The 26,082-nt window shown below is 46.1% G+C and carries 24 protein-coding genes; 19 read left to right on the top strand and 5 right to left on the bottom strand.

Translation table 11 applies throughout. The features are described from left to right. The first annotated feature begins 252 nt into the window (after positions 1-252). From FHW36_RS05150 to FHW36_RS05120, 7 genes are all read left to right on the top strand, one after another. Entirely contained in the window at positions 253-834 is a 582-nt protein-coding gene (locus tag FHW36_RS05150) for a Crp/Fnr family transcriptional regulator (protein ID WP_145663273.1), read from the top strand. Between the two features lie 70 nt (positions 835-904). Next, positions 905-1,336 carry an ester cyclase gene (locus tag FHW36_RS05145; protein WP_145663270.1) on the top strand — a complete coding sequence of 144 codons (432 nt, stop codon included), beginning with the start codon at positions 905-907 and terminating at the stop codon, positions 1,334-1,336. A gap of 467 nt (positions 1,337-1,803) precedes the next feature. After that, positions 1,804-2,691 carry an AraC family transcriptional regulator gene (locus tag FHW36_RS05140; RefSeq protein ID WP_145663268.1) on the top strand — a complete coding sequence of 296 codons (888 nt, stop codon included), beginning with the start codon at positions 1,804-1,806 and terminating at the stop codon, positions 2,689-2,691. 94 nt (positions 2,692-2,785) lie between these two features. After that, positions 2,786-3,214, top strand: a complete 429-nt coding sequence (locus FHW36_RS05135; RefSeq protein ID WP_145663265.1) for a hypothetical protein — start codon at positions 2,786-2,788, stop codon at positions 3,212-3,214. Beyond that, a complete protein-coding gene (locus FHW36_RS05130) occupies positions 3,211-3,414 on the top strand; it encodes a helix-turn-helix transcriptional regulator (protein ID WP_145663262.1) in 204 nt (67 codons plus the stop codon). The genes FHW36_RS05135 and FHW36_RS05130 overlap by 4 nt, the downstream gene beginning before the upstream one ends. 78 nt (positions 3,415-3,492) lie before the next feature. Then, positions 3,493-4,092, top strand: coding sequence for a methyltransferase domain-containing protein (locus FHW36_RS05125; RefSeq protein ID WP_145663259.1), 600 nt, complete (start codon positions 3,493-3,495; stop codon positions 4,090-4,092). 26 nt (positions 4,093-4,118) lie between these two features. Then, on the top strand, positions 4,119-4,361 hold the full coding sequence (locus FHW36_RS05120) for a hypothetical protein (RefSeq protein WP_145663256.1): 243 nt from the start codon (positions 4,119-4,121) through the stop codon (positions 4,359-4,361). Positions 4,362-4,364: 3 nt separating this feature from the next. Here the strand turns inward: FHW36_RS05120 and FHW36_RS05115 are convergent, their stop codons facing one another. After that, positions 4,365-4,982 carry a redoxin domain-containing protein gene (locus FHW36_RS05115; RefSeq protein WP_145663253.1) on the bottom strand — a complete coding sequence of 206 codons (618 nt, stop codon included), beginning with the start codon at positions 4,980-4,982 and terminating at the stop codon, positions 4,365-4,367. 272 nt (positions 4,983-5,254) lie between these two features. Between FHW36_RS05115 and FHW36_RS05110 the strand changes: the two genes are divergently transcribed. From FHW36_RS05110 to FHW36_RS05095, 4 genes are read left to right on the top strand one after another with little or no spacing between them, the layout of a single operon-like run. Continuing rightward, positions 5,255-6,163: a bestrophin family protein gene (locus FHW36_RS05110; protein WP_145663250.1), complete on the top strand. Its 909-nt coding sequence runs from the start codon at positions 5,255-5,257 to the stop codon at positions 6,161-6,163. 49 nt (positions 6,164-6,212) lie between these two features. Then, positions 6,213-7,676: a DUF3375 domain-containing protein gene (locus FHW36_RS05105; RefSeq protein WP_145663247.1), complete on the top strand. Its 1,464-nt coding sequence runs from the start codon at positions 6,213-6,215 to the stop codon at positions 7,674-7,676. 4 nt (positions 7,677-7,680) lie between these two features. Further along, positions 7,681-8,277: a DUF4194 domain-containing protein gene (locus tag FHW36_RS05100; protein WP_145663244.1), complete on the top strand. Its 597-nt coding sequence runs from the start codon at positions 7,681-7,683 to the stop codon at positions 8,275-8,277. Next, positions 8,255-11,644 (top strand): ATP-binding protein, encoded by a 3,390-nt coding sequence (locus FHW36_RS05095; RefSeq protein ID WP_145663241.1) that lies wholly within the window; start codon positions 8,255-8,257, stop codon positions 11,642-11,644. Before FHW36_RS05100 ends, FHW36_RS05095 begins: the two co-directional genes overlap by 23 nt. Before the next feature lie 87 nt (positions 11,645-11,731). Here the strand turns inward: FHW36_RS05095 and FHW36_RS05090 are convergent, their stop codons facing one another. Continuing rightward, complete coding sequence (locus FHW36_RS05090) at positions 11,732-12,121, bottom strand: winged helix-turn-helix transcriptional regulator (RefSeq protein WP_145663238.1); 390 nt, start codon at positions 12,119-12,121, stop codon at positions 11,732-11,734. Between the two features lie 114 nt (positions 12,122-12,235). On the opposite strand from FHW36_RS05090, the gene FHW36_RS05085 reads away from it, so the two are divergent. The 6 genes from FHW36_RS05085 to FHW36_RS05060 all read left to right on the top strand — a co-directional run bounded on the left by FHW36_RS05085 (position 12,236) and on the right by FHW36_RS05060 (position 19,029). Further along, a complete protein-coding gene (locus FHW36_RS05085) occupies positions 12,236-13,249 on the top strand; it encodes a zinc-dependent alcohol dehydrogenase family protein (protein WP_145663235.1) in 1,014 nt (337 codons plus the stop codon). 211 nt (positions 13,250-13,460) lie between these two features. Beyond that, positions 13,461-14,852 carry a cytochrome ubiquinol oxidase subunit I gene (locus FHW36_RS05080; protein ID WP_145663232.1) on the top strand — a complete coding sequence of 464 codons (1,392 nt, stop codon included), beginning with the start codon at positions 13,461-13,463 and terminating at the stop codon, positions 14,850-14,852. 3 nt (positions 14,853-14,855) lie between these two features. Next, positions 14,856-15,890 (top strand): cytochrome d ubiquinol oxidase subunit II, encoded by a 1,035-nt coding sequence (gene cydB / locus FHW36_RS05075; protein ID WP_145663229.1) that lies wholly within the window; start codon positions 14,856-14,858, stop codon positions 15,888-15,890. Positions 15,891-16,208: 318 nt separating this feature from the next. After that, complete coding sequence (locus FHW36_RS05070) at positions 16,209-17,180, top strand: helix-turn-helix transcriptional regulator (protein ID WP_145663226.1); 972 nt, start codon at positions 16,209-16,211, stop codon at positions 17,178-17,180. A 74-nt stretch (positions 17,181-17,254) separates the two neighbouring features. Continuing rightward, complete coding sequence (locus FHW36_RS05065; protein ID WP_145663223.1) at positions 17,255-18,286, top strand: DJ-1/PfpI family protein; 1,032 nt, start codon at positions 17,255-17,257, stop codon at positions 18,284-18,286. Positions 18,287-18,426: 140 nt separating this feature from the next. Beyond that, the gene (locus FHW36_RS05060; RefSeq protein ID WP_145663220.1) at positions 18,427-19,029 is read left to right on the top strand and encodes a GyrI-like domain-containing protein; all 603 of its coding nucleotides are present in this window, start codon (positions 18,427-18,429) and stop codon (positions 19,027-19,029) included. Positions 19,030-19,051: 22 nt separating this feature from the next. Here the strand turns inward: FHW36_RS05060 and rnc are convergent, their stop codons facing one another. The 3 genes from rnc to FHW36_RS05045 are packed head-to-tail and all read right to left on the bottom strand — an operon-like array spanning position 19,052 to position 21,295. After that, positions 19,052-19,771 carry a ribonuclease III gene (gene rnc, locus FHW36_RS05055; RefSeq protein WP_246121072.1) on the bottom strand — a complete coding sequence of 240 codons (720 nt, stop codon included), beginning with the start codon at positions 19,769-19,771 and terminating at the stop codon, positions 19,052-19,054. 10 nt (positions 19,772-19,781) lie between these two features. Further along, entirely contained in the window at positions 19,782-21,035 is a 1,254-nt protein-coding gene (gene fabF / locus FHW36_RS05050; RefSeq protein ID WP_145663216.1) for a beta-ketoacyl-ACP synthase II, read from the bottom strand. Between the two features lie 23 nt (positions 21,036-21,058). Next, a complete protein-coding gene (locus FHW36_RS05045; RefSeq protein WP_012788038.1) occupies positions 21,059-21,295 on the bottom strand; it encodes an acyl carrier protein in 237 nt (78 codons plus the stop codon). Positions 21,296-21,781: 486 nt separating this feature from the next. Between FHW36_RS05045 and FHW36_RS05040 the strand changes: the two genes are divergently transcribed. Both FHW36_RS05040 and FHW36_RS05035 read left to right on the top strand, forming a co-directional pair. Further along, the gene (locus FHW36_RS05040; RefSeq protein WP_145663212.1) at positions 21,782-22,867 is read left to right on the top strand and encodes an efflux RND transporter periplasmic adaptor subunit; all 1,086 of its coding nucleotides are present in this window, start codon (positions 21,782-21,784) and stop codon (positions 22,865-22,867) included. Positions 22,868-22,955: 88 nt separating this feature from the next. After that, positions 22,956-26,081, top strand: a complete 3,126-nt coding sequence (locus FHW36_RS05035; protein ID WP_145663209.1) for an efflux RND transporter permease subunit — start codon at positions 22,956-22,958, stop codon at positions 26,079-26,081. The last annotated feature ends 1 nt before the right edge of the window (position 26,082 follow it).

The raw sequence follows: 26,082 nt of genomic DNA, 5'->3' as shown, positions 1-26,082 counted from the left end.
GTATAGGAATTGCTCTTTAATGATGGTTGATAATGGCACTCTCTGTCGGCAAATGTAATGCATTAAAAAATACGAAAGGGTCCCATTCGCGAAGAAGAGACCCTTTTTTGGGGGTAGAAAATACGGTGATTGACTAAATCAGGTGGATGACTTTTTATAATGGAATAAGATGATATCAAATTGCTGTCACAAATATATGTTAAAGTAATAGCCTGTCAAATACCTACTTGTGGGTATTTTTAAGAACTTCATATGATGAAAGCTATATCACCTCATTTGCCGGAAAACCTTGCGCACATTGCGTCATTAACACCTGACGCCATGCAGCTGCTCATCGGTAACGCTAACACGGAAGTGGTAAATAAAGGTGACTATCTACTTCGGGAAGGTCAGCGCTGCCAATACATCTGGTTCATAGAAACCGGTGCCTGCAGGGCCTTCCACGATAAAGACACCCGCGAAATCAACACTGCTTTTTACTTCGAAAACACGTTTTTTACCGATATAAAAAGCCTGCGAAACAATACCAGCACTGAATACAACCTGCATGCCATGGAAAAAACTACGCTGTGGAAATGGCATAAAGACACGCTCTCCCAACTTTATCAACTATCGCCTGAAATTACCACCTTTGGCCGCCAGTGGCTGGAACACCTGCTTATTGTACAGGAAACACATATACAATGGCTCACCAAAAATACCCCGGAAGAAAGATACCAGGCCATATTGACCCATCACCCCGAACTGGTGCAACGTGTACCTCTTACACAATTGTGCTCCTACCTTGGCACATCCAGGGAAACACTCAGCCGCATCCGCCGCCGTACCCGGTAGCCATTATGTGACGTTTGACACAATCGTACCGCCACCGGCTATCTACCTTTGTTCAATCAAACTAACGGTTATGACTATACACGAACAAAAAGCCTTCATCGACAGCTTTATTTCCATTATCTGGAACCAGGGCAATATATCCCGGGTACATGAATTCCTGCATCCGGAATTTACAGACCATTCCCTGGCACCTTCGCTCCCGGCCGGCATCGCCGGGCTACAGCAATGGATTGCAATGACCCACACTTCCTTTCTACCTATTACCGTCATAGAGGAACAGGTAGCAGAACTTGGTAAGGCTATGATCAGGGTTACCATGCAAATGAAACATATTGGTACCTGGAGAGGTATTCCCGCTACGGGTATAACGGTAACGACCAGAGGTTACCGTTGCTTTCACCTGAAAGATAACCGGATCATTGCCCACTGGGCTTTAATAGATGGGGATACCCTGGAGAAAAAATTGACTGCCTACAGCACGGGACAAAACGCTGGCAGCTGAAAGCGTTTTCATCTACCCTGTGATAACGTTTTCATACACCTAATCTTAACGGATAAACGAATATTTATTTAAACGGTACAATATTTATATTAGATATCCTAACATCCTGTTAAACATTCATAGTGCCTATCCATCCAGGTGTTGCTGCCGCAGATAATTTTACTTTGAAGCCGTAGATAAGCGGCGCGGACGGCAACAACTGGAAATGGGGTAACAGTGCTAATGGCATCCTAACTGCATAACGTGGTTTATGAACACACAAATGTAATACTTTATTAACTATTGGCTATTCCATGACAACGGGCATTGTTGTTAAATTAAAATGTCATACATACACTTATCCAATCAAATAGCCCAGCCTGTTAGATTTTAAGGAAAATAAATTAAAATTGCATTTTACAACCCAATATGTTTATCTCAATGATGCTTTTTTAGCATCGAGATTCTACGGAAGCCAATCCACGTTTATGATAGAAAGTAAGTTACTGAGAGAAATTACGCCGCTAACCCAGAGTGATTGTTTCACTTTATTTGCCAGGGAGAAAAAGGAATTTGATTTCCCTTTGCATTACCACGACGAGTTTGAACTCAATTTTATTCAACACGCCAAAGGAGCCAGGCGAATTATCGGCGATCATATAGAAGAAATCGGCGAGCTGGAATTGGTACTGGTAGGGCCTAATCTGCAGCACGGATGGTTTACGCACAAACATACCGGCGGCATAATTAGAGAAATTACTGTCCAGTTTCACCGTGATTTGTTTGATGAAAAATTTCTGCAACGCAATCAGATGAATTTTATCAAAAATATGTTTGAGCGTTCCCTGCGCGGTATTCTTTTTTCTACGGAAACCACGCAGCGGATAATGCCCCGCCTGATCCGGCTGCCGCAGCAGCAAGGATTTGACGCGGTACTGGAGCTGATGTCTATCCTGCATGATTTATCGACCAGCCGGAATATGCGCACGCTCTCCGATACTACATTCGGTAACACGGGCACTTTTTCTTACAACAGCAGGCGTGTGGAAAAAATTATGAATTACCTGAATGCCAATTATGATAAAAAAATTTCCCTGGGAGAAGCAGCTAAGTTGGTAGCGATGACAGAAGTGGCTTTCAGCCGCTTTTTTAAGGCCAAAATCGGGAAAACATTTGTAGACACGCTGATAGAAATCAGGCTAGGACATGCCTCCCGGCTACTCATTGAAACAACACATACCGTCAATGAAATCGCCTATAAATGCGGTTTTAATAATATTTCCAATTTCAACCGCATCTTCAAAAAGAAAAAAGACTGTACACCTAAAGCATTCAGATCAGCTTATACGGCTCCTGGTACACGAACTTTCATATAACGGATCATGATAATTAGTCTTATTTATTTTACTTTATGTAAAGTATTTTTGTCTTTTTGTAAGAAATATTTACCTTTATAAAAAGACCTTTATCATGAAATCACGTTATTTACTACCCCATCTATACAAAAAAATCGGGGGAATACTCTTCCTGTTAACCTTTGGTACATGGCTGTTAGGTACCGTCATGAATTTCAGTTATAGCTGGGTGGATTACAACACCACGAAGGAAAGCCAGGGAAATTTTGCGGATGAAATCATCGTCACGGGACTTATTATCAGTTTGTTAATGATTGCTTTTTCCAAGGAAAAAAATGAAGATGAGTACATTGCGGCGGTTCGCCGGGAGTCGCTACAGTGGGCCATCTACATCAATTATGGGTTATTATTGATTGGTACCTGGACTTTTTACAACTGGGACTACTTTTCGGTACTGGTGTATAACATGTTTACGCCATTGATTTTTTTCATACTGCGTTTCCATTTTGTCATTATTAAAAACCGTCGAACTTTACCCTCATGAAAAACACCATAAAAGTGCAGCGGGCCATTCATAACATGACCCAGGAAGACCTGGCAAAAAAAGTGGGTGTATCGCGTCAAACCATCAATACGATTGAATCCGGGAAGTATGTACCTTCTACGGTACTGGCATTAAAAATAGCCCGGATATTCAATGTTACGGTAGAGGCCATCTTTCTGCTGGAAACGGCAGATGAATAATACATAAAATGCTTATATCATCTTTTTCGACGGGATGGGCTTTCAAGCTTGCAGTAAAAATCGTACCTTTGCGCCTTCATGCAAACTTCTACTTTTTTAAAGCCGAATTGCTACGTAAATGATGCCGCTTTTGATTGGTTATATCCGGAAAAGATACAACAGCTTTCCAGGCGGCATTGGACGCCACTTAGCATCGCAAAATCAGCAGCACGTTTCCTGGCACATCAGCCCGGGAAAAAAATCCTCGACATTGGAAGCGGCGTCGGCAAATTTTGCCTGGTTGGCGCGCGCTTTTATCCTGAATCTTCTTTTTATGGTATTGAACAACGGGAAGAACTCTATCAATATGCGATGGAGGCCAGGGAAGTTACGCAAACCGGGAATGCACATTTCATCCAGGGCAATTTTACGCAAACAGATATTTCTGCATACGATGGCTTCTACTTTTACAATTCTTTCTTCGAAAACCTGGTAGACCAGGATCAGATTGATAACAAAGTGGAATTATCGACCAGTTTATATAATTATTATAGCCGCTGCCTGTTTAAAAAATTAAACGATTGTGCCAGCGGAACAAGGCTTGTTACCTTTCACAGCCTTGAAGATGAGGTACCTCCCTGCTATCAGCTGGTGGATACTTCGGCAGATTTAATGCTAAAAATGTGGATCAGAAGATAGGACTAAGCAATAAAAAAATTATTATTATGACGACAGATGAACATGCTTTACAGATTATAGCAGCTCTTAGTACGGCAACAAATTACGCACAGGCAGACCAAATTCTGTCTACAGCGGAAGAAACTCATCAACAGTTATTCAAAAAAATTATCCCCTCTCTCCAGGAAAAAATAGAAAATTTATCGCCATTAAACTGCAACAGTTTACAATGGAGTATATATCGCTATACTTTAATGTGCCTGCGCAAACATGATATGCAGCCCGTGTAGCTATCAGGCACTGATGGCCAGCTGGTTGTCAATGGCCGCTATCAGGCTTTCCGGCGAAAATTTTTCCTGCAAGTACAGATCAATAAACGCATAATTAATTTCCAGTGAAGGTGTAACCAGGTATACTGCGGGTACCGGCACATCTGCGTTTACACCTGATACCCGTCCCCAGATGGGGTCCGACTCCCTGTAAATGCCTGCTTTGCGGGCAATGCGATGCTGTGCGTCATGTATAATATCGAAAGAAAAATTGCCCGGGTTAACGGTAGTAAAATGTTTCTTATCCTCACTGGATACCAGCAATAAACGAGCGCCAGTGGCTTCAATGGCTGCGTGGCTCTCTTGTAACTGTGCCAGTAAACGGTCGGCATAGTCATTCCAATGCCAGGAATAAAATACCACTACTAACGGTTGCGCAGTCAGCTGGTGCAAAGACACTATATCCTTTACATCGCTCAGTAAGGCTCCGCGGTTAATAATGCGCGACTCTTCTGCTAAAAATTCAGGGAAAAAAGCGCCTTCCTGTAGCGGGTTAATGCGCTCCCGGTTTTTAATGGGGCTGGGGAAATTTTCTGGTACCGGTGCGGTTAAGTAATCGGCGTATCTGTAAAGTGATGACATAATAATATTTTTAATGGCTGATAAAATGGCCGCTGTTATAGGTTTGGTGAATATTGCTTGCTATTGTACCACAAATATAGAAAGAATATCTTAATCACCCTACTAAATCTATAGACTATTAGGGAAATAAAATTTAAATGGTTGGTTTCCAATGAAATGATATTTAAAAAACTTGAAAGAAGCGCATTAAATTGGAACGATATTATGTATATTGAAGTCATGCAAAGAGATGTGCATCCCAAAAAAGATTACCAGAAAAATAAACATATCATATGCTGCTGAAACACCGACTCTCCTTCAGCCAGATATTTTCTTACACCTGGAAGGTAGATCTTATGCTGCTGGCCTGTTGTGCCCTGGTGTATGGCATCGATAAATACTGGCTTTCGGCACATGTGTCGATTCCCGTTACCATTTCCGCTGTACTGGGTACTGCTATCGCCTTCTTTATCGGCTTTAACAATAACCAGGCCTATGATCGCTGGTGGGAAGCCCGGAAAATATGGGGCGCCCTGGTCAACGACTCCCGCTCCTGGGCCCGTAGCCTGCTCTTTTATGCCAGTGCCGGGGCAGACATGGAAAATAAAGCCCTGGTACGCCACATGATATACCGGCACCTGGCCTTTATCAACGCCCTTAAAATGGTGCTCCGTAAACGCCCCGATGAATACTACACCCGCTATCTCACCCAGGACGAAATAACGGCCGTACAAAAACAAAGCAATATCCCCAATGCTATCCTGAATCTGCAAACCCGCGATCTGCAACGACTCCGGGATGCCGGCGTAATAGACGGGTTTCATTTCATAGAACTTAACCAGCTGCTCGTAAGACACTGCGATTCTATGGGCCAGTCGGAACGGATCAGGAATACCGTATTCCCACCCAGCTACGTGTATTTCACCAAAGTGTTTATCTGGTTCTATGTGATCATGAACACCCTAATGATGACCGAATCAATTGGCGGCTGGTCCATCCCCTTCGGCTGGATGTTTGGCTTCGTGTTTCATGTAACTCACCTCAACGGCATTACCCTGATGGATCCCTTCGATTTCCAGCCCCTGGCCATTCCCCTGGATAATATAGCCAGGACCATAGAAATCAATGTGATTCAAATGCTGGGCGATGAACCGGTACCAACCCCGGTACAGCCCCGGCTCGATGGGCTTTATGTAATGTAAGCCTTCCAAAATCGCCGTTCTTAACACGCAATTCCGTATTTTTACAGCTATGACGTATGACCAATTATGTAATCTATATGCCCAGTCTGTAACACTCAAAATACTCCGGGCACGTAGCGCACCAATGATGCTGTCATTTTTTCATTACACCTTCAAGGAAAAAAACCATACCACCATTTCCAACGTGGAACTGGTAACCCGTTTGTCAGACTACCTCGGCGTAACCGGTTACCGGGCCACCGATGATGAAATAGATGCGAGCAGCCTGCTGGACAATGACGACGTGAAAGCCAGGAAATATATCGATCAGTGGAGCAATAAAGGTTTCCTTCGCAAATACCCCGACGACGACGGAGTAGATATCCATGAGCTGAGCAGCGACATGGAAAAGGTGATGCACTGGGTATCCACACTTCAGAAACGCGAATTTGTAGGCACCGAAAGCCGCTTTAAAGATATTTTCTCCAAACTCAAAGAGCTGATTGACCAGAGCAATAAAGATCCCCGGCAAAGGATCCAGGAACTGGAAAAAAAGAAATACGAAATTGAACAGGAGATAAAGGCTATCACCATCACCGGCAAAGTACAGGTGTTTGACGACACACAGATCAAGGAACGCTTCTACGATGTAAACCGCATGTCCCGTGAACTCCTGAGCGATTTTAAAGAAGTAGAACAAAACTTCGAACAAATTACCCAGGAAATTTACCGCAAACAAAGCGAAAAGGATATCGCCAAAGGCGCCCTGCTGGCCTATACACTCGACTCTTTCGAAGCCCTGCGCCAAAAAGACCAGGGCAAGAGCTTCTATTCCTTCTGGCAATTCCTCATGGACGAAAACAAACAGGAAGAAATGAGGGAAATGATAGAAAAACTCTACTCCCTGCTGGAAGATCGCAACATTGAATACAAAAACGACCGGTTCCTGAAAAAATTAAAACAGTTTTTACATGCCTCCGGTAAAAAGGTAATCGATGCCAACAAAAAGCTCAGTGATAAACTCAGTCGCGTACTCAGTGAAAAAAATCTCACCGACCGCCGCAAAGCCACTGAATTGATCAACGATATCCGCCAACTGGCTTTCCAGGCGCTGGAAAATCCACCCGGTGAAGAATTCTTTGTCGACATAGAAAGCGACCCCGAACTGGATATGATCGATCGCTGGGAAATGGCCGAAGAAAGAAAAGAACACCCCGACGTGGAATTCCCCGAAGGCGTGGGCGGTACCGACCTGTCTGACACCGATTTCGATGCACTCTTCAACCACTTCAATATCGATCGCGCCCTACTGGAAGATCGTATCAACACCCAACTGCAAAACAAAAAACAAATCAGTTTGAAGGAACTGGTAGAAATTTACGGCACAGAAAAAGGACTGACAGAACTCATCACCTATTTCTCTATCGCCAGCCAGTCATCCAGCCACATTATACTGGAAACACCTGATCCCGTATCACTGGGCAACCGTACCATCAATATGCCAATGGTACTGTTTACAAACTCTCAAAACTAAAACTATGGCGAATAACAATATTTCTCCTTATGCACACGTGTTCCTCAAACTCATGCAGGGTCCGGTGTATGAAGAAGACAAAGGCTATTGGAAAGACCTCCTGGGCTGGCAAACAGAACTCAGTAAATACCTGCACCAGGTAGGCCTGCAACTCATTATCAATGAAGCAGACGGCTTTGCCCGTATCCTGCAACCCGAGGCAGACGATAGCAGCAGCGATAAACCACTGCCACGCCTCATGCGCAAAACCAGGCTAACCTACGAAGCTACCCTGCTCTGCATTGTACTCCGCGAAGCCCTCGACGAATTCGATGTAAACGGCAATGGCACCCGCCTGTTCATGACACAGAAAGAAATTAAGGAAAGACTTACACTATTCTTCAAAGAACGTAACAACAAATCCAAACTGCTGAAAGATCTCAACAAGCCTATCAACAGCCTGCTGAATGTCGGCATCCTGAAAACAACCCGCGAAGACGCAGCCAACAAAGAACTGCATCAGTATGAGGTGAAAAGGGTGATCAAAGCACTGGTCAACAACGAGAAACTGGAAGAAATAAAATCAAAATTAAAATTGCATGTCAACCCTGTTCAACAGTGATTCTAAAGAAAGCGGGTTCCGGTTACAATATCTCGAAATATATAACTGGGGCACGTTTCACAATAAAATATACCGGCTCAATACGAACGGCAACACCTCCCTGCTCACAGGCGCCAATGGTAGCGGCAAAACTACGCTCATAGATGCCCTGCTTACCCTCCTCGTACCCGCCGGCAAACGGTTCTATAACCAGTCGTCCGGTACAGAGCAGCGAAAAGACAGGGGAGAAGAATCTTACTTCTGGGGATACTACGGCAAAACATTTTCCGAAGACTCCCTGCAATCAAAAACAGAACAGCTGCGTCATAAGGAAAATAACCCTTATTCCGTACTGCTGGCCTATTTCTACAATGCTGCTACGATGCACCAGATCACATTGGCGCAGGTGCGGTGGTATTCCGGAGAGCTGAAACGACAATACATCGTTTCTCCCCATAAACTCAATATCAACGACCATTTCGGTAGTGGTAAGTTTGATATGAAAGGCGATTGGAAAAAGAAACTGCGGGTTGAATTTCCTAAAACGGAAATTACCGACAGCTTCAAGGAATATGCCGCCCTGTTCAGCAACATCTTCGGACTGAGAAGTGAAAAAGCCTTATCGCTCTTCAACCAAACCGTTGGTATCAAAGTACTTGGCGACCTCAATACCTTCATCCGCAGCCAGATGCTGGAAGAAACCGACGCGGAAGCAGAATTCCTCAAACTGCGGGAAAACTACGACAGCCTGCTTTCCAGCCACCGGGCCATACAAAAAGATGAAACCCAGCTAAAAATGCTGGAACCCATCATAGACAATAAAACCGCCTGGCAGGAACTGCAAGACCGGAACCGGGAGCTGCAAATGCTCCAGGACATACTACCCACCTGGTTTAACAGGCAGGAAAAAGATATCCTCGAAAAAGAACTGGAAGCATTGCAGAAAGAGCAACAGGTAACCGCCAGTACCCTCACCGGTATCAACGAAGCCCTGCAATCGCTCAACCTGCGCAAAGATGAACTCATTGCCCAGAAAGCCAACAACAGCGTAGATGAACAACTTCGCTCTATTGAAAAATCCATCCACTACGAACAAAAGGCCCTCGAAGCCAAACGTAACAAGATGGAAGAATACAATATGCTGGCCGACAGGCTGGAACTGGCTCCCAACCCCGATGAGCAACAATTTCATGAAAACATTGCCGGCGCCGAACAGCTGAAAGCAGCACACGACAAACAGCTGGAAACCCTGCAGGAAGAACTGTTTCATCATAAAAGCAGTCTCACCGCCGAAAGAGCCCAGGCTACCCGGCTGGAAGAAGAAATCAACTCCTTCCTCAACCGCAAAAACAACATTCCCTATGAGCTCATCCGCATCCGCCAGCAACTCGCTGATATGCTCGACATACACGAAGATGACCTCCCTTTTGCCGGAGAACTCATCAAAGTAAAAGATGCCGAAAGCCATTGGGAAAATGCCATAGAAAAAGTATTGCACAACTTCGGCTTACGCCTGCTCGTACCCGAAGAATATATCATGGATATCAACCGGTACATCAACTCCAACAACCTGCAAACCCGCCTCGTATATCATAAGATAGAAGAGGAGAGTTATACCATGTTGAGGATGCCGAATGAAAAGGATAGCCTGTTACAGAAGATAGATATCAAACCCGGCACCGTGTTCAAAGAATGGCTGCAAAACCAGCTGCTCGACCAGTTTGACTATACCTGTACCGATGACATGGCCGTGTTTAACCGATCCCGCAAAGCGGTTACCTCCAACGGACTAACGCGGCAGGCTACACGCCACGAAAAAGATGACCGCCCCAACCGCTCGCAGCAAAACAACTACGTACTGGGATGGAATAACAAAAACAAACTACGCCTGCTGAAAGAAGAGCAGGACGAATGCAACAGTAATATTGATACCCTGCAACATAGCATTGCACAGCTGGAAAATAGCCGCAAGACCATTGCCACCGTCAATACATTACTGAATGCATTCCTGTCGCTGCGCAACTACGCCGAAATCAGCTGGCAGTCGCATGCCGGCGTAATCGAGTCTTTTGCCCGCGAAAAAGCACAGCTGCTCAAAACCAGCGACAAATACCAGGTGATCTGCGATCAACTCGATGATATTACCGCCCAGTTACAAAGCAAAGAGAAAGAAAAGGAAAGAACGCTACAGGAAAAAGGACGCCTCGATGATAAAGCGGCAGAAAAACTCCGTCACTTTAATCAGCTGAAGGTGAATAAACTGGACGATATTTCCCTGCAATATGTGTTGGAATACCTGACAGACCTGTCGCTCACGGAACCTGCCGAAACAACGCAGGAGCTGGCCGCCTACCGCAAACGGGCCGACGATAACCTGAAAGCAACCCTGCACGACGCTATGCGCCAGAGTGCAGAAAAAGAGGCAGAAATAACCCGACAGCTGTCGGCCTTCGTTATGCCGCCCAAAGCCATCCACGATACCTATCCCGAATGGCTTGGCGATGTAAGCGACCTGCAACCGCATGTTAAATACCTGGAGGAATTTACTTCCCTGTATGAGAACATTAAGTTCCAACGCCTCATTGAACATAAAGAGCGCTTCCGTAAATACATGGATACCAGTATGCTCAATGCCATCACCAACTACCGGGCATGGATATACGGACAGGAAGACTTAATCCGGGAAGTAATGGAAGATCTGAATGAGCCACTACGCAACATTACCTTCAACAAAAACCCGGACACCTACCTCCAGCTGGAATGCCGCCATGTACGCGATGTAGAGATCAGGAACTTCAAGGAAAAACTCAGCAATGCCGTGCCCGATTCCTACAAATATCACATGGAAAAAGACGAGGCATACGGCGATCAGCTGTTTGAAAATATTAAAGTACTGATCGACGATTTACAACAGAATGAAGCCTGGCGCCGTAAAGTAACCGATGTACGTAACTGGCTCGACTTTGGAGCGAAAGAGTTTTATATCGCAGATAATAAAGCCTTCAAATATTACGAAGATACTGCCAGTCTTTCCGGTGGTGAAAAAGCACAGTTTACCTACACCATTCTCGGCGCCGCTATTGCCTACCAGTTTGGCATCAACGAAGCCAACAGGCAGCATCGTAGTCTCCGCTTCATTACGGTGGATGAGGCCTTCAGTAAACTCGATCCGGAAAAGAGTCACTACCTCATGGAATACTGCGGGCAGTTAAACCTGCAACTCCTGGTGGTAACGCCGTTGGATAAACTGAATATTGCGGAGCCATATATTCACGCGTGTCACTTTGTATCCAACAAAAACAAACGGGATTCCGTGGTGTATAACTTCACCATGGAAGAATACCGCGACCGCAAGAAAGAGTTCGAATCCATGGCAGTGATGTCGTAGCCATCGTTACTGTGTTAAATAAAGCAGGGAGATGATAGCCAATATAATAGCTATCATCTCCCTGCTTTATTTAACGGAATATCCTGTTTATTTCCTGGTTTCGATAACCAGGGAACTCAACTCCGGCTGGCACGCATACAGCGATGGCATTCCTAATTGTTTCCTGCCCCATTCACTCAGCAGTATAATGAATGGTAACAGTTCCCTGCCTGTGTCGGTAAGCTGGTATTCCACGCGGGGTGGCACTTCCAGGTATACATGCCTTGTAATCAGTTCATCCTGCTCCAGCTCCCGCAATACCTGTGTGAGCATCTTGGGCGTAATACCGGTCAATGAACGGCGTAATTCGCCATATCTCTTTATGCCTTCCCGCAGGTGATAAATAACTCTTCCTTTATGCTTGCCTCCCATACGCTGGAAAGCGTAATCAACTGCACAAACCGTATCCGCTTCATTATTTTTTTGAACTTTCTTCATTTTTTTGGCATTGATTATCAACAATAGTATCCATTTAGTACCTACATTCCCAAATGGTGCATACTTGTCTAAAGTAAAGTTAACCCTCAATTTTGTGGAAGAAAAATTATTCTCATGAAAGCGATCCAACAAATAGCATTCGGACTCGAAAGTTTACAACTCACCGATCTCCCCACACCTACACCTGCTGCCAACGAAGTATTGGTAAAAATAGAAGCCGTAGCGCTTAATTATCTTGATGTGGCACTGGCTACCGGCACTTACAGTAAAGAGCTGCCGCTGCCCCGCATTCCTACTTCCGATGGCGCCGGCATCGTTGCTGCTGTTGGCGATAGCGTGAGCAAATGGCAACCCGGCGACCGGGTCATGATACAGTATAACCAGCTGTGGCAGCGAGGTTTGGCGACACCGGCTACGAATCATATCAGAACAGGCGTTAGTACACCAGGCTTGCTCACGGAATATGCCGTTATCCCCGAATATGCCCTGGTACGCACGCCTGCTAATTTAACCAGTGCAGAAGCAGCTACCTTGCCGGTAGCGGGCGTTACGGCCTGGACAGGACTGATGAGTTATGCTAACATTCAGCCGGGTCAAACGGTGCTCACACAAGGTACTGGTGGCGTTTCCCTTTTTGCCCTGCAGATAGCGCTGGCAGCGGGCGCCCGCGTAATAGCCACCAGCAGTAATCCTGCTAAACTGGAAAAATTGAAGCAATTGGGCGCCCATGAAGTGATCGACTATAAACAGCATCCCAACTGGTATGAAGAAGTAAGCCGGATTACTAACGGCGAGGGGGTACACGCTACACTTGATATTGCCGGCGCCGCCACCATCGTCAATTCTGTGAAATCAGTGGGCTACAATGGCTTTGTGGGCCTGGTAGGATTTATTGCCGGCGCACAACTCCCGCTGGATTTGTTTACCATAGTAGGTAACTACATCCGGTTACAGGGTTACTCTGTGGGTAGCCTGCAAAGCTTCGAAGCACTGGCAGCCGCCGTAGCTTTAAACAATATTCACCCCGTAATTGATCGTATATTCCCTGTAAGTGAAGTCCAGGAAGCATTTCGGCATATGGGTAGCGGTAATTATTTTGGGAAAATAGTGATTGACATGAATGCCTGATCCACGCATATAAACGTCCTGCACTACGGCAGGACGTTATATCAAGTAAACCATTACACTAAAATTATTGTTTCAAGATAGTAAAAATGGGGCGATAAACAGGTTATTTCCTTGTTAAGGTGATCATAACATTATATTTTTATCAATACATGACAAACATCAGTTTCATGGATATCTTCACCTGCTACCTTTGCATCAATAATTCAAGATTATGCCATCCGTAGAAATACTATCCAGGATACAGTTTGCTTTTACTATCGCCTTTCATTACATCTATCCTCCGCTGAGCATAGGGCTGGGGCTATGCTTGGTGATCATGGAAGGGCTTTATCTCAAAACAGGTTTAGCGGTATATAAAGATATTACCCGCTTCTGGATCAAGATATTTGCGTTGATCTTTGGTATTGGCGTAGCTACCGGTATTGTGATGGAGTTTGAGTTTGGTACTAACTGGGCTACTTACTCTCATTATGTAGGCGATATTTTTGGTAGCGCCCTGGCGGCGGAAGGGATCTTCGCCTTCGCGATGGAATCGGCCTTCCTGGGGGTATTGCTTTTCGGATGGAACCGAGTACATAAAGGCGTCCATTATTTTTCTACCTGTATGGTGGCGCTGGGCTCTATCTTCTCTGCACTGTGGATTGTGATTGCCAACTCCTGGCAACAAACGCCTGCCGGCTTCCGCATCGAAGGCCACGACCTGGGTGCCCGTGCCGTGGTGACCGACTTCTGGGCCATGGTGTTAAATCCTTCTTCTGTAGACCGTTTTTCGCATGTAATTATAGGTGCTTTCCTTGCAGGGTCCTTCCTCGTGATGAGTGTGGGCGCATGGTATATATTAAAACAGCGTGCCGTTACTCACGCACAGGCCATGTTTAAAGTGGGTTTGAGCGTAGCTGTGATTGCTGCGCTGCTGCAGCTTTTCACAGGTCATCGTTCTGCGCATTATGTCAGCAAATACCAGCCTGCTAAGCTGGCGGCTATGGAAGGGCACTACGACAGCTCTGCGGTAGCGCCTATGTATATTGTAGGATGGGTAGATAATAAAAATGAGCAAACTACCGGTATCAAAATTCCAGGCGGACTTTCTTTCCTCACGCATGGCAGCTTTTCTGCACCAGTAGAAGGCTTGCGCGCTACGCCCAAAGAAGACAGGCCCGGCGCCGTGAATTTCGTTTTCCAGATGTATCATATGATGATCACCATCGGCATCACGCTCATAGGACTTACACTGCTGGCTGTTTTCCTGCTATGGAAAAAGAAACTCTTCCAGCAGCGCTGGCTGATGGTCATTTTTGCCTGGGCCGTATTGTTACCGCAAATAGCCAACCAGGTGGGATGGTATGCGGCGGAAGTAGGTCGGCAACCCTGGGTAGTATATAAGCTGCTCCGTACATCGGACGCCTTATCCCGCAAGGTAACAGCCGACCAGGTCATGTTTTCCCTCATCTTATTTACATTAGTATACGTGCTGTTGTTTACCCTTTTCATCTATTTGCTGACCAGGAAAATACAGCATGGGCCTGATATCTCCGAAAATGCGGAAATAGAATACGATGGCTATTACCACGATAATATTACTTACCACCCTACTAAATTATAATGTATGGAAACAATACTCGGACTGGATTTACCTACCTGGTGGTTTTTAGTGATTGGAGGATTAATTACCGGGTACGGTGTTTTGGATGGTTTTGACCTCGGAGCGGGTGCTTTACATTTATTTTTTAAAAAAGAAGAAAGTCGCCGACTGGTGCTGAATGCGATAGGCCCGGTATGGGATGGTAACGAGGTATGGCTGGTGATAGCAGGAGGGGCGCTGTTTGCAGGCTTCCCGCTGGTATATGGCGTGTTGTTATCTACTTTTTATATTCCCTTCATGCTGTTCCTGGTAGCGCTTATTTTCCGCGCTATTTCCATCGAATTCAGAAGTAAAGAACCCTGGCTATGGTGGCGCAAAATGTGGGATATCAGCTATACGGTGTCCAGCACAGGGATTACGCTCCTGCTGGGATTGGTGTTGGGCAACCTGATACATGGCCTGCCTATGAATAAAGACCATGAGTTTACCGGCAACCTGCTTACGTTCTTCAACCCTTATGCGATACTGATTGCATTCACCACCTTGTCGCTGTTCATGCTACACGGGTCTATTTACCTGGTGATGAAAACGGAAAACAGGCTTTATACCCGGCTCACGCTCATTGTTAACAATTGTAGTAAATTCTTTATCCTCTGTTTCATTCTAACGTCGATGGCTACCCTGATTTATGTGCCCCATATGACCCATCAGTTTAAATCACATCCCAGCTTGTTTCTGCTGCCGATGCTGGCGGTGTTGATAGTGCTGAATATTAAGAGAAATGTGGATGCCCGTAAATATTACACCGCTTTTGCGTATTCCTGTATCATTACCGCTTGTCTCCTGATCCTGTTTGCTGTTGGATTATACCCCAATATCGTAATATCTACCACCGATCCGGCTTATAGCATTAGCATCTATGCCGCTGCTTCTTCTGTGAAATCGTTAAAAATTATGCTGTTGATCGCCGCAATAGGTACTCCCATGGTGGTTGGATATACTACTTTCCTGTTCTGGACTTTCAGGGGTAAGGTGAAGTTGAATGAGATGAGTTACTAAGCGTGCTCTGCTATTATTGAATTTAATTGACGGCTAAATTACATTAGGTGCCTGCTATTATATGTCGTGGTGGAGGGGCCTAAAAAACAGGTCCCCGCAAGAAATTGCAGGGACTTACCATTTAACCTATATTCTGTACTGTAGCATTGAATTGATATCTCCCGAAACTCGCCTGCGTCATTTTCTCACTTTCATGCCTTCTTCGGGAGGTGTTGTATATTTAAGACCGTTAACTTTCAATAAAGTTTAACTGGTTTAAAAAAATTTCTAAAAATAATTCCAGGCGACCGAAATTCGTAGCCACAACTTACCGCCTCCATGAACCGCATTGACCGTCTAACTGCCATTCTGATTCAATTACAAGGGAAAAAAATAGTAAAAGCAGCGGATATAGCTGACCGTTTCAATATTAGCCTGAGAACAGTATACAGAGATGTAAAGGCCCTTCAGGAGGCTGGTGTGCCTATTGGCGCGGAAGCCGGTACTGGCTACTATATTGTGGACGGGTACCACCTGCCCCCGGTGATGTTCTCCAAAGAAGAAGCCGCTGCCCTGCTGACCGGGGAGAAGCTGATGGAGCAGTTTAGCGACCACAGCAACAAAAAGCAATTCAGCCTGGCCATGGAAAAGATCCGTTCCGTACTCCGGGGATCGGAAAAAGACTACCTGGAGTCGCTGGAAGAAAATATAGCCGTACTTCGCTACCAGCCCGGCGCCTTGGCCAATGTAGATGGAGAAGAGTTCCCCAACCGCTTCCTGTCTGATATCCAGCAGGCGCTCGGCCTGAACCAGGTGATTAATATGGAGTACTTTTCCCTCCAGGACGAGGTGGCCACCCGCCGCGAAGTGGAACCCATCGGTATTTTTCACATGAGCCATAAATGGCACCTGATCGCCTTTTGCCGGCTCCGGCAAGGATACCGCGACTTCCGGTTAGACCGCATCCGTAAACTCAACCTGCTCAATAGCCACTATGAAAAAGGGAAACACCCCTCGCTTCAGGGCTACCTGGAACAGCAACATAATAATCATAAACAGGAAGCCCACCTGATAAAACTTCGCTTCACCAATGAAGTCATGCGGCATATACGTGAGCAGAAATACTATTTCGGGTTGATGGAAGAAACCGTGAAAGGCGATTTCACCGAACTAACCTTCCTCACCGGCTCCCTGGGGTACTTCTCCCGGTGGCTGGTCATGTTTGGAAACCAGGTAACTGTATTGGAACCGCTGGAGCTGAAAACTACTACTGCAAACCTTGTAGCAGAACTCCATCAACATTATTTTTAAACCCGGTATAACTACTGACATAAGGTTGTCACCAGCCCTTCTTTGCTTTGTACTGTCATTAAACACACTACTATATGAAGAAGTTGACCAATTGTTATGTATTTCTTTTCGATGGCTATTCCGACTGGGAACCTGCCCTTACCATGTATGGCATTGGCTGCTTTACAGATATTAACCTGGTAACTTTTTCATTGACCGGCGAGGCGGTTACTTCAGGAGGCAAATTGCCGGTGCAGCCACAATGCAGCCTGGAACAGAGCATGGCAGCTGATATCGACTTGCTTATCCTGCCGGGTGGCGCACCGATGGAACAAGGCGCCAATACAGAAGTGCTGCCACTGGTACAACAACTGCTGGCACAGCAAAAAACAGTGGCCGCCATCTGCGGCGCCACAGCACTATTGGCCCAACATGGTTTTCTCGACAATATTCCCCATACCAGCAATCACCCCGAAGTATTGAAGATGCTGGCGCCGGCGTATAAAGGGCAGGCCGGCTATCAGCAAAGTGCTGCAGTAGATGGCGGGCAAATCATTACCGCCCCGGGTACCGCCATGGTGGCTTTTGCAAAGGCCATTTTCAACCACTTTGATTTGCTGGAAAAGGAGCAACTGAAATTTTGGTTTGGCTTCTTTGATGCCGGTAATAATGGCCCGGAGATGGAAACCGCTGCGTCCTTCCATTTCTTCTATCGTCGCTACCAGACCAACTTAGCCGGCATGATGCAACTGGTGCGTACGGCCATCAAAACGGTATATGAAGCAGCAATTACGTCGGGACTGGAAGTATGTGGCGGCGCACAGTGGCACTATCACAATTTTGATGGACAACCGGATACGGTATTCACCCTCGATATTGGCCTGCCCGTTACGGGCGTTCAACCAGTACCCGCTCCCTGGGTATGTGAAACCATTCCTCCATTCCGCTGCGTAAGCCTCCAGCACCATGGCCCCTGGGAACAACTGGGCGATACTTACGGGAAGCTGATCACCGGCTTGCAAATGCTGGGGACACCAATGACAGGGTATACCCGCGAACAGTACCTCCGCTACAATTTCGAACAACCCACACAAAATATTACCAACGTACAAATCGGGATAGTATAGCAACAGCCATACCCCGGGAAGCAGACTACAGCCACTTTCCGGGGATATATGGCACCCTAATTTTTACTCCCATGAAACAATATACCAGGCTGGGATGGCTGCTCATAACATCATTTATACTTGACCAATATCTCATGACAATGAAACAGGATTTAACCAAAACTTTTAAACAGTACTACACAGCTACCAGTGAACCGGCGTTGGCCACCATGGAAAAAGGACTTTTCCTAACCATTGCTGGTCAGGGCGACCCCAACGGCGCCGGGTTTGCCGATGCTACCGCCGCATTATATGCAGTAGCATATGGCATCAAGTTCAACAGCAAGGACAAAGGGCACGACTTCACCGTCAGCAAGCTGGAAGGCTTCTGGTGGGTAGAGGATGTAACCACAGATCCCTTAAAAGTACCACGGGATCGTTGGCATTATGAACTGGCGATCCGGATTCCTGATGAAATTACCCGTCAGCAGTTCTCTGAAGCATTATTGGCAGCTGAGAAAAAGAAGAAATCTTCCGAAATCCGCAAAGTTGATTATAAAGAAATAGCCGAAGGGCTTTGTGTACAATTGTTACATACCGGCGCTTACAGTGAGGAACCAGCCTCTTTGAAAAAGATGGATGATTTTATGCACCAGCATGGATTGAAGATGAATGGGCGACACCATGAAATTTATCTTTCCGATTTCCGGAAAACAGCGCCTGAAAAACTGAGAACGATATTAAGGCATCCCGTAAGTCGTTAGTAGCGTAAGAAGGGGAGAAGGGTTAATCGCCAAGCCCCAGCTGAATAATGGCTTGCTGCGCGGCAATCTGGCTGGCATCTTTCTTATTGAAAGCTTTTCCGCTACAGATCAGTTCTCCATCTACCACGGCGCCAACGGTAAAAATGCGACGGCCATTGTCCATTTGTTCCTCGAGCAATTCGAACTCGAGGTTTTTCCCATTTTTGTTGGCCCAGCCATACAATTTGTTTTTGTGGTTCATTTCCACAGTTTCCAGCAGTTCCATATCAATGTAGGGCATGATAATCCGTTTATGTACGAACTGTTGGGTTTTGTTATACCCACGGTCCAGGTAAACAGCGCCTACCAGGGCTTCCAGGGTATTTCCAAATATCTGGCTGATTTTGAGAAAGCTATTGTATTTGTCGTAGATGGTGAGCTTGCGCAACCCCATTTTGATGGCGATATCATTTAACTGTTGCCGGTTAACGATCTTGGAGCGCATCTCAGTTAAGTATCCTTCTGTTTTGTAGGGATATTTTTTAAAGAGGTAGTCTCCTACGATAGCGCCGAGAATGGCGTCACCGAGGTATTCCAGCCTTTCGTTGCTTTCCAGGAATTTTTCTTTACTGGAACGATGGCTCAGGGCCACTTCATAGAGGGCAAAATTACCGGGGGGAAATCCCAGCAGGTTGTGCAGCTCTTTATATAAGTGCCGTTTTTTGGAAACAAGTCGATATAAAAAACCTGGCAGTAAATTCACACAATCAAGATCAAGGAACAAATTTTTTGAAAATAACGGAGGCATTATGTCCACCAAAACCAAAGGTATTGGATAATGCGGCGTTTACTTCTCTCCTCTGTGCGATATTAAAAGTAAAATTCAGTTTCGGATCTAACTGCGGGTCGTCAGTAAAGTGGTTGATCGTAGGAGGAACTATGCTATCGATGATAGACATAATTACGGCTATAGATTCAACGGCGCCGGCGGCTCCGAGTAAGTGACCTGTCATGGATTTCGTGGAGCTGATATTCATTTTATATGCATGCTCTTCAAAAACCCGCTGGATGGCTTTTACTTCGGCAATATCTCCCAATGGGGTGGAAGTACCGTGAACGTTGATATAATCGATTTCGCCTGGCTGCATCCCGGCATCTGCCAATGCATTGCGCATTACATTCAAAGCGCCTAACCCTTCCGGATGTGGAGCTGTGATATGATATGCGTCTGCAGTAGCGCCGCCGCCTGCCAGTTCTGCATATATCCTGGCGCCTCTTTCCTGGGCATGTTCTAATGACTCCAGTACCAGGGCTCCTGCTCCTTCTCCCATTACAAAACCATCACGGTCGAGATCAAAGGGACGGGAAGCAGTTTTAGGATCGTCGTTTCTTTCAGATAAAGCCTTCATGGCGTTAAAGCCACCTACGCAAGGCTCGTTGATTACATTTTCTGACCCACCGGTAATAACCATATCAGTTTTACCGTAACGGATACTGTACATCGCTTCTATAATTGCATTGGTAGCAGATGCACAGGCAGATACAACAGAAAAATTAGGCCCTCTGAAACCATGGCGGATAGAAATATACCCGGCCGCGATATCCAGTATAAGCCTCGGAATCAAAAACGGACTAAAACGGGGTGTACCATCCCCTGTATGGAATTCCCGCAGCTCATGGCTGAAGTTGATCATACCGCCCACACCGGTACCCCATATCACACCTACCCGATCAGCATTGATCTTGTCTTTGTTGATATTGGCGTCCAGTATCGCCTGATCTGCGGCAATAACTGCCGTTTGTGTAAAGGGGTCCATCTTACGGGCCTCCTTCTTGTCCAGATAGTTAGCAGGATCAAAATTCTTCAGTTCGCAAGCAAAACGGGTTTTGAACTTGGAAGCGTCAAATTGCTTGATAAAATCTGCGCCGGATACACCGTTCGTCAATCCGTGCCAAAAATCAGCCACGGAATTGCCGAGCGGTGTAAGAGCGCCTAAACCTGTAACGACAACTCGTCTTGGTTGCATTAAAACAATTCTGATTAGTAGGATTATTTTACATGTTCTTCCAGGTAAGCAACTGCCTGGCCAACAGTAGTAATAGTTTCAGCTTGTTCGTCAGGAATGGAGATGTTGAATTCTTTTTCGAATTCCATAATCAGTTCTACCGTATCCAAAGAGTCAGCGCCTAAGTCGTTGGTGAAGGAGGCTTCAGGAGTTACCTCGGCTTCGTCAACGCCCAATTTGTCAATGATGATCTTTTTAACTCTTGATGCAATGTCTGACATAATTTTAAGTGTTTTTGGTTTAAAACTTGACTGCAAAAATATAATTTTTATTGAATTGCCAACAGATAGCCCGAATTTTAAAGGTCGTCCAAGCAGCGCAATCCCACCAAACTCAGTACAGTAAACATATTCATAGCTTTGTTAATAAAAGAATTTATATATTTTTGATACTGGTATGTTTACAGATTTGCATATTTTCACACAAAAGTCGCCTTTTTAAGGACAAATAAGACAATCCCCCTGTACCAAAATCTGTAAATCTTTAAATATCTCCATTCAACCGGCTTTTTAGCCACTTATCTAAACCCTTAACGCTATTTAACAGTTGCCGGGTGCATTCAGCCCCCTCAATGCTTAAATTTGTCCGGCTTGTGAGAGACTTCCCCCACCGGGGTAATGCTGTACGGTAACTAAAAGTCACCGCTCGCCGTTAATATTAAGCTATAGATCAACAGCTAAACGCTGCTAAAACACATATAAAAAGATATGGCCATCACCAAAAAGACCGTTCGCTCCATCCTGTTACTGGCTGCAGCTGGCATCGTCATCTTCTTCGTTTATAAGAAAATTGCGGGCAACAAGGCTGCTGTCGACACAACCGCTGCTTCCGCTAAAGGAGCCGCCGGCACCAGGTCATTGCTCACCGACGCCTGGGTTGTGAAAATATCCAAACTCGACCAGGCCATTGAGGCAAGCGGAACCTTACAAAGCAATGAAGAAGTAGAAGTGAAACCAGAAATCAACGGCCGTATCATACACCTATACTTTAAAGAAGGTACTCCCGTGAAAAAAGGGGATATGCTGGTTAAATTATATGATGAAGACCTGAAAGCCCAACTCCAGAAACTGAAATTACAGCAACAACTGGCTAAAACCACCCTGGAACGCCAGGAAAACCTGCTCAAAATAAATGGTATCAGCCAACAAGATGTAGACGTAACCCGCAACCAGGTAAGCGCCTACCAGGCAGACATGGACTATACCCAAACCCAGCTGCAAAAAACCGAATTGCGCGCTCCCTTCAGCGGTAAACTGGGTCTGCGCAATGTGAGTGAAGGCGCCATCGTGTCCTCCGCTACCGTTATCACCACCCTCCAACAGATAGATCCACTCAAAATGGACTTCTCCGTAGCCGAAAAATATCGCAACGCCATTAAAAATGGCGACCAGGTAAACTTCTACGTAGCTGGAGATAATAACGAATACAAAGGCAGCATCTATGCTATAGACCCGAAAATTGACCTGACCACCCGCACCGTAAGACTACGTGCCATCGTTCCTAATAATAATGGAGTACTGTTCCCGGGGTCTTTCGCTAAAGTAAAAATTATACTCAAAAATATGCCGGATGCCATGATGATCCCTTCCCAGGCAGTGATCCCTGGTACCCGCGATAAAAAAGTAATTGTAGCCGATAAGGGTAAAGCCAAATTTGTAACTGTGGAAACAGGCCTCCGTACCGAAAGCAGCGTACAAATCACCAACGGTCTGCAAGCCGGTGATACCATTATCACCACCGGTATCCTCCAGCTGAAACCAGGTATGCCGCTGAAGTATAATAAGATACAGTAACCATTTTCTTATCCGGCAGCAGGCCCGCGGCGGAACCTATCTCCCCTGATTACCTGCCAACAGATAAAGAACACCGAAAATATTTGCCATGAGTTTACCTTCTTTATCACTCAAACGCCCGGTATTGGCGATCGTGATGAATATCATTATCGTGATATTCGGAATGGTAGGATTTACCTTCCTGGGGGTGAGAGACTTCCCGGCGATAGACCCGCCTATCGTTAACGTGCGTACCTCCTATGCAGGCGCCAACTCCGATATCATTGAAACACAGATCACCGAACCACTGGAAAAACAAATCAATGGTATTGCAGGGATCAAAAATATATCTTCCAGCAGCAGCCAGGGAAGCAGCAATATTACTGTGGAGTTTGAACTGGGACAAGACCTGGAGGGCGCTACCAACGACGTGCGCGACAAAGTATCCCAGGCCCTCCGCAGCCTGCCCCCGGATATTGATGCCCCCCCGGTAGTATCCAAGCAAGACGCCAACTCGGACGCTATCATCTCCATGACAGTGCAGAGTAATACCCGCAACCAACTGGAAGTAACGGAATACGGTACCAATGTACTCCTCGAAAAACTCCAAACCATTCCCGGTGTGAGCGCCATCCAGATCTGGGGAGAAAAACGTTATGCCATGCGTATCTGGATGGACCCGGCTAAATTGTCGTCCTATAGCCTCACCCCAGGCGACGTACAGGCCGCCCTGGCCCGCGAGAACGTGGAATTGCCCTCCGGTAAAATTGCCGGTAACGCCACCGACTTTACGGTGCGTACCTTTGGCCGACTGGTATCGGAAGATGACTTTAATAACCTCATCATCAAAAATATTAACGGCAGCGAAATCCGTATCCGCGACATCGGCCAGGCGGTACTGGGACCGGAAAACGAAGAAACCATGCTCAAAGAATCCGGTATCCCGATGATTGCACTGGCACTCATCCCTCAACCCGGATCCAACTACGTAGCCATCGCAGATGAATTCTATAAAAGATATAACCAGCTGAAAAAAGATATTCCCGACGACTACACCGTGAATATCGCCATGGACAATACCCGCTTCATCAAAAAATCGATCGATGAAGTAGAAGAAACCCTGCTCATCGCCCTCGTATTGGTAATTATTATCGTATACCTGTTCTTCCGCGACTGGCTCATGGCCCTCCGTCCACTGATAGATATCCCCGTATCCCTTATCGGCGCCTTCTTCATTATGTATGCCTGCGGGTTTACCATCAACATCCTCACCCTGCTCGCCATCGTACTCGCTACCGGTTTGGTGGTGGATGACGGCATCGTGGTAACGGAAAATATCTATAAAAAGATAGAAGCCGGCATGCCCCGTATGCGCGCAGCACGGGAAGGATCAGAAGAAATCTTCTTCGCAGTAATTGCTACCTCTATCACCCTGGCCTTTGTATTCTTACCGATTATCTTCCTCCAGGGGTTTGTGGGACAATTATTCCGTGAATTTGGTATCGTGGTAGCCGGTGCGGTAATCATCTCTGCATTTGTATCCCTTACACTAACGCCTGTACTAAACGTAAAGCTGGGCCGTAAAACGCATACCCATTCCTGGTTCTATACTAAAACAGAACCTTTCTTCCGCTGGATGGAAGAAGGCTATAAAAGTTCGCTGGAATCGTTTATGCATATCCGTTGGGTGGCAGGACTCATCATTGCGGGGTGCCTGGTTATGATCTACTTCCTGTTTAAAACACTGCCATCAGAACTGGCACCGCTGGAAGACCGCAGCACTTTCCGGCTCTCCATCACCACGCCGGAAGGTACTGCCTACGACTATATGGACACTTATGTAGATAAGCTCACCAAGTTTATGGCCGACTCTATCCCGGAAAAGAAAATTATTCTCAGTGTTACGTCACCCGGTTTCAGCGGATCCGGTGCGGTAAATACCGCCTTTGCCAATGTAGTGCTCACCGAACCCCAGGAGCGCCACCGTTCGCAAAAAGATATTGTAAACCTGGTAAACCGCAATATGAGCAGGTTTCCGGAAGGTAAAGTGTTTGCCATCGAGCAACAAACCATCCAGGTAGGACGCAGAAGCGGATTGCCCGTATCGTTTGTACTTGAACATATCAACTTCGATACCTTAACAGCCGTACTTCCCAAGTTTATGGAAGAAGTAAGTGCCAGTCCAATATTCCAGGGCACCGACGTAGACCTGAAGTTTAATAAACCAGAACTGCGTATTCACATCAACCGCGATAAGGCTACCCAGCTGGGTGTGTCTGTACAGGACATTTCACAAACGCTGCAATTGGCGCTGAGTAATCTCCGCTACGGCTATTTCATCAGGAACGGTAAACAGTACCAGGTAATGGGCCAGGTATTCCGGGCAGATCGTGATGATCCTATGGACCTCCAAAACCTGTATGTGCGCAACTCCCGTGGCGAAGCCATACAGCTCGACAACGTGGTGAGCATTGAAGAAGAAACCAGTCCGCCTATTATTTATCACTTTAACCGTTATAAATCGGCCACCATTTCTGCTGGCCTTGCTCCTGGCAAAACCATTGGCGATGGCTTGAAAGAGATGTACCGGATTTATGACAAACTACAGCGGGAGCATATACTGAATGACTCGTTCAATACGGCGCTTTCCGGCTCGTCCCGCGATTATGCGGAAAGCGGTTCCAATACCATGTTTGCATTAGGTTTGGCCCTGGTGCTTATTTACCTGGTACTTGCCGCCCAGTTTGAAAGCTGGATAGATCCGTTAATCATTATGCTCACGGTGCCACTGGCATTTGCGGGCGCGCTGCTATCGCTATGGCTGTTCAATCAAACCTGGAATATCTTTTCTCAGATTGGGGTAATCATGCTGATAGGTCTGGTAACAAAAAATGGTATCCTCATTGTAGAATTTGCCAACCACCAACGTGATAGTGGTATGAAAAAATCAGATGCCGTTATCAACGCCTCCTCGCTTCGTTTGCGCCCGATCCTCATGACGAGCCTGGCCATGGCACTGGGTGCGCTCCCCATTGCTATGTCGCTCGGGGCCGCCGCCACCAGCCGTATCCCATTAGGGATTGTGATTGTGGGAGGTATCGTATTTTCACTAGTATTAACCTTATACGTTATCCCGGCGATGTATACTTTCTTCTCCCGCAGAGGTAATAAACGTCATGATGAGGAAGAAGACGAGAACGAAACCGTTGTACCTGTCACTTCAGCACATGTCTAAA

Origin of the sequence: Chitinophaga polysaccharea (assembly GCF_007829335.1) — a bacterium.
In the GTDB taxonomy this organism is placed as follows: domain Bacteria; phylum Bacteroidota; class Bacteroidia; order Chitinophagales; family Chitinophagaceae; genus Chitinophaga; species Chitinophaga polysaccharea_B.
The sequence above is the reverse complement of the archived record's forward strand: the minus strand, read 5'-3'. Positions and strand labels throughout refer to the sequence as shown.